11 protein-coding genes are annotated in these 9,832 nt (G+C 69.0%); 3 read left to right on the plus strand and 8 right to left on the minus strand.

What is annotated here, in order from left to right:
• Nucleotides 1-362 precede the first annotated feature (362 nt).
• Nucleotides 363-827, plus strand: a complete 465-nt coding sequence (locus tag ASF57_RS03740) for a hypothetical protein (RefSeq protein WP_056480017.1) — start codon at nt 363-365, stop codon at nt 825-827.
• 15 nt (nt 828-842) lie between these two features.
• Here ASF57_RS03740 and ASF57_RS26700 read toward each other — a convergent pair whose 3' ends face one another.
• From ASF57_RS26700 to ASF57_RS03760, 4 genes are all read right to left on the minus strand, one after another.
• Entirely contained in the window at nt 843-1,139 is a 297-nt protein-coding gene (locus tag ASF57_RS26700; protein ID WP_056480020.1) for a hypothetical protein, read from the minus strand.
• Nucleotides 1,140-1,193: 54 nt separating this feature from the next.
• Nucleotides 1,194-2,204, minus strand: a complete 1,011-nt coding sequence (locus ASF57_RS03750; protein WP_056180155.1) for an inorganic phosphate transporter — start codon at nt 2,202-2,204, stop codon at nt 1,194-1,196.
• Between the two features lie 8 nt (nt 2,205-2,212).
• On the minus strand, nt 2,213-2,869 hold the full coding sequence (locus ASF57_RS03755; protein ID WP_056480259.1) for a DUF47 domain-containing protein: 657 nt from the start codon (nt 2,867-2,869) through the stop codon (nt 2,213-2,215).
• Nucleotides 2,870-2,967: 98 nt separating this feature from the next.
• Nucleotides 2,968-3,408 (minus strand): Lrp/AsnC family transcriptional regulator, encoded by a 441-nt coding sequence (locus tag ASF57_RS03760; RefSeq protein WP_056180150.1) that lies wholly within the window; start codon nt 3,406-3,408, stop codon nt 2,968-2,970.
• A gap of 225 nt (nt 3,409-3,633) precedes the next feature.
• On the opposite strand from ASF57_RS03760, the gene ASF57_RS03765 reads away from it, so the two are divergent.
• On the plus strand, nt 3,634-4,890 hold the full coding sequence (locus tag ASF57_RS03765) for a D-amino acid dehydrogenase (RefSeq protein WP_056480024.1): 1,257 nt from the start codon (nt 3,634-3,636) through the stop codon (nt 4,888-4,890).
• A 7-nt stretch (nt 4,891-4,897) separates the two neighbouring features.
• Here the strand turns inward: ASF57_RS03765 and ASF57_RS03770 are convergent, their stop codons facing one another.
• The 3 genes from ASF57_RS03770 to ASF57_RS03780 all read right to left on the minus strand — a co-directional run bounded on the left by ASF57_RS03770 (nt 4,898) and on the right by ASF57_RS03780 (nt 8,073).
• Complete coding sequence (locus ASF57_RS03770; RefSeq protein WP_156375933.1) at nt 4,898-5,827, minus strand: AEC family transporter; 930 nt, start codon at nt 5,825-5,827, stop codon at nt 4,898-4,900.
• Between the two features lie 156 nt (nt 5,828-5,983).
• Nucleotides 5,984-6,817, minus strand: a complete 834-nt coding sequence (fghA, locus tag ASF57_RS03775) for an S-formylglutathione hydrolase (RefSeq protein ID WP_056480027.1) — start codon at nt 6,815-6,817, stop codon at nt 5,984-5,986.
• 119 nt (nt 6,818-6,936) lie between these two features.
• Nucleotides 6,937-8,073: an S-(hydroxymethyl)glutathione dehydrogenase/class III alcohol dehydrogenase gene (locus ASF57_RS03780; RefSeq protein WP_056180501.1), complete on the minus strand. Its 1,137-nt coding sequence runs from the start codon at nt 8,071-8,073 to the stop codon at nt 6,937-6,939.
• Nucleotides 8,074-8,285: 212 nt separating this feature from the next.
• On the opposite strand from ASF57_RS03780, the gene ASF57_RS03785 reads away from it, so the two are divergent.
• Nucleotides 8,286-8,903 carry a DUF938 domain-containing protein gene (locus tag ASF57_RS03785; RefSeq protein ID WP_056480265.1) on the plus strand — a complete coding sequence of 206 codons (618 nt, stop codon included), beginning with the start codon at nt 8,286-8,288 and terminating at the stop codon, nt 8,901-8,903.
• A gap of 487 nt (nt 8,904-9,390) precedes the next feature.
• Here ASF57_RS03785 and ASF57_RS03790 read toward each other — a convergent pair whose 3' ends face one another.
• Nucleotides 9,391-9,657: a hypothetical protein gene (locus ASF57_RS03790; RefSeq protein ID WP_056180498.1), complete on the minus strand. Its 267-nt coding sequence runs from the start codon at nt 9,655-9,657 to the stop codon at nt 9,391-9,393.
• Between the last annotated feature and the right edge of the window lie 175 nt (nt 9,658-9,832).

Below are 9,832 nucleotides of genomic sequence, written 5' to 3' on the forward strand. Positions count from 1 at the left end.
GCAGCCTGACAGTGGGACCGGATGCCGGCCTCGGACGATCCCATCCCGGGGGCGGAGCCGCATCCCGAAATGGCATGTCGGATGTGAACGCAGAACTCGTCGTCTTGGTCCCTGGAATTTCTCCAGACTGCCCGCCCCGGCGGAACGATGTGCTCGCTCGCACACGCCTGTGCCTCACCCGGATGCGGCCGATTCTCGCGCTAACCATCCGCTACCGCGACCGAGGGGTCTCCGGGAACCATCGAGGCCCCGCAGCGCTTCGGCCTTCCGAAGAGCGCGAGCCGGGGCTCCCTTGAGCCATCTCGTCGCGGACGGACACGTGCCCTAGCTCTCCGCCAGGGACCTCACAGCGAAGGTGCGCGATGCAAAAGGGATTTCGGTGGATCGGCCGGGTGGCGGTGCCGATGGCGGCCCTGATCGTCGGGGCCGGCACGGCCAGCGCCGACTGCATCCGGCACGTCTACAACCGCTCGCCCCTGGTGTTGGTCGGCAGCCAGGCGGGCGGCCCGTCCTTCACGATCCGTCCTGGAACGTCCCGGGCGATCCGGCTGTCCGGCCCCGGGGGCCTGGACCTCGCCGGTTACTGCGCCCCATACGGACGCGGCGACGGCGATCCGGCGGCTTTCGGCCCTCCGGCGGTCCAGACGGCCCTACGCTACACCGCCGTTCTCGACCGCTGCTACATGGAGATCGGGCACGATTTCTTCGATCGCGAACTCGGCCGCGGCTTCCTGCCCCGCCGGGATACAGCTCCGTTCACCGTCAACAACCCAAAGCAGGGCGACGTAGTGCTCTACACCGACACGGCTGTGTGCGGCCCGCGCTGACGGGGCCTCGGCCTTTCAGATCGGGTGCGGCACCTCGGGCTTGAGCTTGAGCGGCCGCGCCAGCTTCTTCGAGAGGCGTCCGGCGGCCTCGATCGCAGCGCCTTCCGGGTTGGCCGCCGCCACGATGCCCAGGGCCTCGTCCTGGGAGGCGGCCCGAACCGCATAGACGCGCAGAGGCTCGCGCCGCTGCTTCACCGCCACGAGGAAGACCTGGCTCTTTCCGCTCCGGCGGGAGCGGGACTTGTCGGTCCCGGGCGGTTCGGTCCCGGGCGGTTGCTGGCGCTGCAGGTCGGAAACGACCGTCTGGGGCATCGTGCATCCTGGCTCATGTCGCATCCGGCCCCCGCAAGGGGGCTTCGTCCCTCGTCATCGCACCAGGGCGGTCAGGCCGTAGCAGGCGGCCCCGATCCCGGCGGCGGCCGGCAGGGTCAGGACCCAGGCGACGACGATATTGCTGGCAACGCCCCAGCGCACCGCAGAGGTCCGGCGCGCGGCGCCGACGCCGATGATCGCGCCCGTGATGGTGTGGGTGGTCGAGACCGGCACTCCGAGCCAGGTCGCGGTGAACAGCGTGATCGCCCCGCCGGTCTCGGCGCAGAAGCCCTGCATCGGGTTCAGCCGGGTGATCTTCGAGCCCATCGTGTGGACGATGCGCCAACCGCCGAACAGCGTGCCGAGCGCCATGGCGGACTGGCACGCGATCACCACCCAGAGCGGCACGTGGAACGCGCCGCCGAGATGCCCCTGCGAGTAGAGCAGCACCGCGATGATCCCCATGGTCTTCTGCGCGTCGTTGCCGCCGTGCCCGAGGGAGTAGAGCGAGGCCGAGACGAACTGCAGGGCGCGGAAGCGCCGGTCGACCACGAACGGCGTCGACCGCACGCACAGCCACGACACCGCGAGCACCAGCACGAGGGCCAGCAGGAAACCGATAAGGGGCGACAGCACGATGGCGGCGGCCGTCTTGGTGAGACCGCTCCAGACCACTGCGTCGAACCCCGCCTTGGCCATGCCCGCCCCGATGAGGCCACCGACCAGGGCATGCGAGGAACTGGACGGGATGCCGAAGATCCAGGTGACGACGTTCCACGCGATAGCGCCCACCAGCGCACTGAAGATCACCTGCGGGTCGATGATGCCGGCATCGACAATGCCGGTCCCGAGGGTCTGGGCCACGTGCAGACCGAAGAACAGGAACGCGATGAAGTTGAAGAACGCCGCCCACAGCACCGCATATTGCGGGCGCAGCACGCGGGTCGACACGATGGTGGCGATGGAATTGGCCGCGTCGTGCAGGCCGTTGAGGAAATCGAAGACCAGCGCCACGGCGATCAGGCCGACGAGAGCGGGCAGGGCGAGCGCGGTGGCCTCTGTCATCGGATGCCCTAAATGTTCTCGATCACGATGCCGCTGATTTCATTGGCGACGTCCTCGAACCGGTCGACCACGTCCTCGAGGTGGCCGTAGATCTCGGCGCCGATGAGGTAGGCCATGGTGTCGCCGTCACCGCCATCCTTGCGATGCGCCTGGTAGAGGGCCTTCAACCCGCGCTCCTGCATCTCGTCCGAACGGCCTTCGACCCGGGTGATCGCCTCGGTCAGCGTGTTGATCCGCGCCGCATGGGTGCCGATGGCGCTGAGAAGCGGGATCGCCTCGGCGGTCAGGCGGGCCGCCTCGATCACGGTCCCGCCCATCTCGCGCATCAGCGGATCGAAGGTCCGCACTTCGTAGAGCGCGATCGTCTTCACGGTCTTGTTCATCTGGTCGATGGCATCGTCCATCGACTGGATCAGGTCCTTGATGTCCCCCCGGTCGAACGGCGTGATGAAGCTGCGGCGGACCGCGAGCAGGACCTCGGCGGTGATCGCGTCCGCCTCGTCCTCGTGGGCAACGACCTGCTGGCAGTAACCCGGAACCGCCTCGCCGCCCCGAAGGACATTCTCGAGCGCCTCGGCCCCGGCCACCAATGTCCGCGAGTGCCGCTCGAACAGATCGAAGAACCGATCCTCGCGCGGCATCAACGCCTTGAACCACCCCAGCATCCCGGACTCCGCCACCGAACGAGTTGGTTAGCCAACTAGTGTTCTGCGGATCGCCGGACCAGGGCGGCTGGGGCGATTTCGCGCTCGTCCGCGGGCCTCTACCGGCCGACCACGGTGCGGATGGTGAAGCTTGATTGGATGCGGGCGACCCCGGGCAGCTTCGACAGCACCGCACGGTGCAGCTGCTCGTACTCCGCCATGTCGGCGACCCGGATCTTCAGCAGGTAATCCGAATCGCCGGTCATCAGGTGGCAGTCCTGGATGTCGGGGCATCGGCGAACGGCGGCCTCGAAGCGGTTGAGGCACTCCTCCGTCTGCCGCTCCAGCGCGATCCGGGTCATGACCACCAGGCCCGCCGAGCCGGGCCCGTCGAGGAGCACGGTGTAGCCCCGGATCGTCCCGTCGCGCTCCAGGAGGCGCAGGCGTCGCAGGCAGGCGGAGGCCGAGAGCCCGACGCGTTTGGCGAGAGCCGCGTTCGGAATGCGCGCCTCCTCACGCAGGATTCGCAGGATCGCGGCATCGATCTCGTCCGCCGGCATGTCCGTTTCCAAGCTCCCACAACGATCGGCCGAAGAAGTGCAGGATCGTGCGCTGACAGAGCACATGATCGCATGATCTGCGAAAGGTTGGCAGCAACGCTCGCACGATTCGGTATTTCTGTGGCGCGTGATCCCGTCGGCTCGAGCGGCCCGGTTCACCCTGGCCCTGCGCGTGCATCGCCCACGCGATCCCCGGGGCGGGATTTCCGGAGGGGAGACGGTCGGATGCGGGTCCTGGTTCTCGGAAGCGGCGTCGTCGGCGTCACCACGGCCTATTACCTCGCCAAGGCGGGCCACGCCGTCACGGTGGTGGACCGTCAGCCCGCCGCCGGGATGGAGACCAGCTTCGCCAATGCGGGCCAGGTCTCGCCGGGCTACTCGGCGCCCTGGGCGGCGCCCGGCATCCCCATCAAGGCGATGAGATGGCTGATGATGCGCCACCGGCCCCTGGTGCTGTGGCCCTCCGTCGAACCGCGCTTCTACGGTTGGCTGGCGCGCATGCTCGCGAACTGCACCGAGGAGGCCTACACCCGCAACAAGGGCCGCATGGTCCGCCTCGCGGAGTATAGCCGCGACGTCCTGCGCGACCTGCGCACCGAGACCGGCATCGCCTACGACCATCGCACCGGCGGCACGCTGCAGCTCTTCCGCACCCGGAAGCAGCTCGACCATATCGGCGACGACACCCGCGTGCTCGACACCTACGGCGTCGCCTACACGGTGCTGGACCCGGCCGGCTGCATCGCCGCCGAGCCGGCGCTCGCCGGGGTTCAGGCCAAGTTCGTCGGCGGCCTCCGCCTTGCGGGCGACGAGACCGGCGATGCGCACCTGTTCACGCAGCGCCTCGCGGCCCTGTGCGAAGGTCTCGGCGTGCGCTTCCGCTACGGGACCCGCATCGACGGGCTTCGGACCGAGGGCGATCGGGTCACGGGTGTCGTCTGCGGCGCCGACACCCTCCAGGCCGACGCCTACGTGGCCGCCATGGGCTCCTTCACCGCGGCGCTGCTGCATCCCCTCGGCCTGCGCCTGCCGATCTACCCGGTGAAGGGCTACTCGCTGACCTTACCGGTGACGAACCCGGAGGGCGCACCGGTCTCCACCGTGATGGACGAGACCTTCAAGGTGGCGGTGACCCGCCTGGGCGACCGCATCCGGGTGGGCGGCACCGCCGAACTGGCGGGTTTCAGCGATGCCCTGCGGCCGCCGCGGCGGGCCACCCTCGAGCATTGCGTGCGCGACCTGTTCCCGAACGGCGGCGACCTCGGGGCAGCGCGGTTCTGGACCGGTCTGCGCCCGATGACGCCGGACGGGACACCGATCGTCGGCGCAACGCGCTACGCCAACCTCTACACCAACACCGGGCACGGCACCCTCGGCTGGACCATGGCCTGCGGCTCGGGCCGGGTTCTCGCCGATCTCCTGTCCGAACGCGCGCCCGAGATCGACCATGCCGACCTCGCTTTGGCCCGCTACGCCGCCTGATGCCCGATCAGGCGGTGAACCGCTCCAGGATCAGCAGCACCAGCGGGATGGCGAGGCCGGCCAGTACCGTCTGCAGGGCGAGGATGCCGGCCATCAGGGGCGCATCACCGCCGAGCTGGCGCGCCATGATGTAGGACGAGGAGGCGGTCGGCAGCGACTGGAACAGCAGCGCGGTCGCGGCGGCCGGCCCGTGCAGGCCGGCGACGCGGCAGGCCAGGATGGTCACGGCCGGCATCAGGATGAACTTGGCCGCCGAGGCGATCAGGACCGGCCGCAGCCAGGTCCGCACCGTGGCGGGATCGAGGGCCGCGCCGACGCAGAGCAGCCCGAGGGGGAGGGAGGCCTGGCCGAGGGCCTTCAGCATCGGCTCCAGGCCGGGCGGCAGGCCGAGGCCGCCGGCCTGCAGGAGGATGCCGATCAGGCAGGCGACGACCAGCGGATTCAGCGCGAGCTGCCGGGCCACCGACCCCGGGGCGAGCCGGCCGGCCGAGCCGTACCGGGCGAAGACCAGGACGCACAGGATGTTGACGGTCGGCACGATGGCGGCGTTGGCCACCGCCGCGAGGGCGATGCCCTGCGCGCCGAAGACCCCCGCCGCCGCCGAGACGCCGACGTAGTTGTTGAAGCGCACGCCGCCCTGGAACACCGAGGTGAAGGCGGCCCCGTCGAGGCCGAGCCTCGGCCGCAAGGCCAGCAGGAGGCCGGCCACCATCAGGGTCGAGGCCACGAGGACGCCGGCCAGTGCGAAGACCGGGACCCCGTCGAGGCGGGCGGTGGCGAGGCCGTGGACGAACAGCGACGGCAGCAGCACGTAGTAGCCGAGGCGTTCGGCCTGACCCCAGAAGGTCTCCGCCACCAGCCCGCTCCGGCGCAGCACCATCCCGAGGGCGATCAGCAGGGCGATCGGCACCAGGGCGAGAATGACGGTGACGGTCACGCGTCGCCCCGGTCGGGCATCGACGCGGCGGCGGGTAGGAAACCCATGGGACGGGGACTCAGGGCAGAAGTTTTAGGACGGGAACTCAGGGAGCCATCGAGGCCTCGGGGGGAGGGCGCCGATGCGCGGACCGGAGCCCGCGCATCGGCCGGCGGCCTATTTGAGGCGCGCCGCCGCCCAGGCGATGTGGTCGGCCATGAAGGTCGAGATGAAGTAGTACGAGTGGTCGTAGCCCTCGCGCATGTTGAGGGTCAGGGCGATGCCGGCCTTCTTGCAGGCCTCTTCCAGCAGCCACGGACGCAGACCGTCGTCGAGGAAGCTGTCGGCGGTGCCCTGGTCGACCAGGAACTCCGGGAAGCGCCTGCCGTCCTCGATCAGCGCCGTGGCATCGTGGGCACGCCACGCCGCGGTGTCGGTGCCGAGGTACTTCTCGAAAGCGGGCTTCGACCATCCGGCCGTGGAGGGCTGGGCGATCGGCGCGAAGGCCGAGCACGACTTGAAGCGCTCGGGGTAGGTGAGGGCGATGGTCAGCGCGCCGTGGCCACCCATGGAATGGCCGAAGATGCCCTGGCGCGTCATGTCGGCCGGGAATTCCTTGGCGATGAGGGCGGGCAGCTCCTCCGTCACGTAGCTCCACATCCGGTAGTTGGTGGCGTAGGGCGCCTGGGTGGCGTCGAGGTAGAAGCCGGCGCCGGAGCCGAACTGCCAGTTGCCCTCCTCGTCGGGAATGCCGGGGCCGCGCGGGCTGGTATCGGGCGCCACGATGATGACGCCGTGCTCGGCCGCCGCCTTGCGGTACTCGCCCTTGTCCATGACGTTGGCGTGGGTGCAGGTGAGGCCCGACAGGTACCACAGCACCGGAACCGGACCGGCCTCGGCCTGCGGCGGCACGAACACCGCGAAGGTCATCGGGCAGCCCGTCGTCTGCGCATCGTGCTTGTAGACGCCCTGCGTGCCGCCGTGGGCGCGGGCCTTCGAGATGGTTTCCATGGACCGTGATCTCCTGTCCGAGGGCTGGCCCCGCTCCGGGGCATGGGGTGGGTCACCGAGAGAACGTGCAGGGGCGTGCCCCTCCCCCGCGGAGGGGAGGGGATGGACCGAGCCCGATCCTAGTAAACCACCACCGACCGGATCGACTTGCCCTCGTGCATGAGGTCGAAGCCGTGGTTGATGTCCTCGAGCGGCATGGTGTGGGTGATCAGGTCGTCGATGTTGATCTTGCCGTCCATGTACCAGTCGACGATCTTCGGCACGTCGGTGCGGCCGCGGGCGCCGCCGAAGGCCGAGCCCTTCCAGACGCGGCCGGTGACGAGCTGGAACGGACGGGTCGAGATCTCCTTGCCGGCCTCGGCCACGCCGATGACGATCGACTCGCCCCAACCGCGATGGCAGCACTCGAGGGCCTGGCGCATCACGTTGACGTTGCCGGTGCAGTCGAACGAGAAATCGGCGCCGCCGCCGGTCGCATCGAGGATCGCCGCGACGACGTGATCGTTGCCGACCTCCTTCGGGTTGATGAAGTGGGTCATGCCGAACTTACGCGCCATCTCCTGCTTGTCCGGATTGATGTCGACGCCGATGATCTTGTCGGCGCCCACCATCCGGGCGGCCTGCAGCACGTTGAGGCCGATGCCGCCGAGACCGAACACCACCACGTTGGCACCGGGCCAGACCTTGGCGGTGTAGATCACCGCGCCGATGCCGGTGGTGACGCCGCAGCCGATGTAGCAGATCTTGTCGAAGGGAGCGTCTTCGCGGATCTTCGCCAGGGCGATCGCCGGCAGGACCGTGAAGTTCGAGAAGGTCGAGCAGCCCATGTAGTGATACACGGTGTTCGACCCGCCCGGGCTGCCGCCGGTGGAGACGCAGGAGAAGCGGCTGGTGCCGTCGGGCATCACGCCCTGGCCCTGCGTCGCGCGGATCGCGGTGCACAGGTTGGTGCGCTGTGACAGGCAGGACTTACAATTGCGGCATTCCGGGGTGTAGAGCGGGATGACGTGGTCGCCCGGCTTCAGCGCCGTGACGCCGGCGCCGACCTCGCGGACGATGCCCGCGCCCTCGTGGCCGAGGATCGCCGGGAACTTGCCCTCGGAATCGAGGCCCGACAGGGTGTAGGCATCGGTGTGGCAGATGCCGGTGGCCATCAGCTCGACGAGAACCTCGCCGGCCTTGGGTCCTTCGATGTCGATCGTCTCGATGGTAAGAGGCTTCTTGGCCTCCCACGCGACCGCGGCGCGCGTCTTCATAGCGTTGTCCTTGTTGCTGTGATGATCACGGACGGCGGCGATGAATGCCGGCGCTTCACCTCGCGACACCTGGACGGTGACAAGGCGAACGGCCCGAAAATCTGGGTCGTGTGTGATGCCTCCGGCGCCGAGATGCAACAGCCGTACGGGATCGTTTGCGCGAGGGTTGCGAATTTGGAATGACGCGCGACACGCGGACAGGAGCGGGTACGATGACGGATTGGGATCGAAACGGGGACGCGCTGGTCGCGCCGGCGGTCGCTCGCAACCGGGCGGCGATCCTCGACGTGCTGCGCGGCGTCCTGCCCGGCGCCGGCACGGTGCTGGAGATCGCCAGCGGATCGGGCGAGCACGTGGTGCATTTCGCGGCCGCGCTGCCCGGCCTCGCCTGGCAGCCGAGCGACCCGGACCCCACCCATCGCCGCAGCATCGACGCGCATGCGAGGGCCGCCGGCCTGACCAACCTGCGGCCGTCCGTCGATCTCGACGCGTCCGCCGCGACCTGGCCGATCGCCCGCGCCGACGCGATCCTGTGCATCAACATGATCCACATCGCGCCCTGGCCCGCCACCGAGGGTCTGATGGGGGGCAGCGCCCGGCTCCTGGCGCCGGGCGGCGTGCTGTTCCTCTACGGCGCCTTCCGGGAGAACGGCCGGCACACGACGGAGAGCAACGCCGCCTTCGACGCAGACCTGAGGAGGCGGGACGCCCGCTGGGGCGTCCGCGATCTCGAGACCGTGGCGGACCTCGCCGCACGGCACGGCCTGCGCCTGGAGACCCGTCTCGATCTGCCGGCTAACAACCTCGCCCTGGTGTTGGCCCGGAGCTGATGGGTCGCCGGGGCCGACGCGAACAAGAACCCCGCCGCGGCGCGAGCCGGGCGGGGTGTCGAGGTGCGGGTCGGGTCGGATTTGGTCTGAAACTATTCGTGAGCCCACGACGTTATNCGGGTCAATGATGCGCCGACGGGTCAATGATGCGCCGATCGTACGGCTGCGCCAGCGCTTCTTCGAGCCCAGTCGCGGTTCTAGATTCCGGGCTCGCTTGCGGCGCCCCGGAATGACGGGTTTGGTTCGCGGAGCTGGTGTTGGCCCGGAGCTGATGGGTCGCCGGGGCCGACGCGAACAAGAACCCCGCCGCGGCGCGAGCCGGGCGGGGTGTCGAGGTGCGGGTCGGGTCGGATTTGGTCGGGTCGGCTACAGGTTCAGGAGGGCCTGGGTCGAGCCGATCACCGTGAAGGCGAGGCCGCCGGCGAAGGCGGCGATCATGGCGTAGGAGAAGCCTCTCAGCAGCATCGGGTGATCCCGCTCCTGCCGATCAGCAGCGGTTTCCGCCCGAGGTCTGGCCGTATTGCTGGGTCGGGAAGTTCTGCTGGTTGGCGTTGCCTTCGGCGGCCGAGCTCATCGGGCAATGGGAGGGGTGACGCAGGGGCGAGAGGCCGCGTCCGTCGAGGGACCCGGTGGTCTCGACGTCATAGGGCGAGAAGGCGGTGTAACGCGACGGGGTATCATAGGCCATGGCCGACGAGATCGGAGCAACGCCAAGGACAAGGGCGGTGGCGAGGGCGGCGATACGGGTCTTGATCATGGGTTCTGGTTTCCTTCTGCAGTACGAACCGTCCTGGCGGCCCGTTTCTCTGCGTCTGAAACCAATATAGGGATCGTCTTTCCGCCATGACGTGCGACCAGGCACGTGGAGAGCCGGATTAAATCGCAGCCCAAGCCCAGCAARATCTCRAGCCCAGCAAGATCTCGAGCCA

The sequence above is a fragment of the Methylobacterium sp. Leaf117 genome, assembly GCF_001422985.1.
GTDB lineage: Bacteria > Pseudomonadota > Alphaproteobacteria > Rhizobiales > Beijerinckiaceae > Methylobacterium.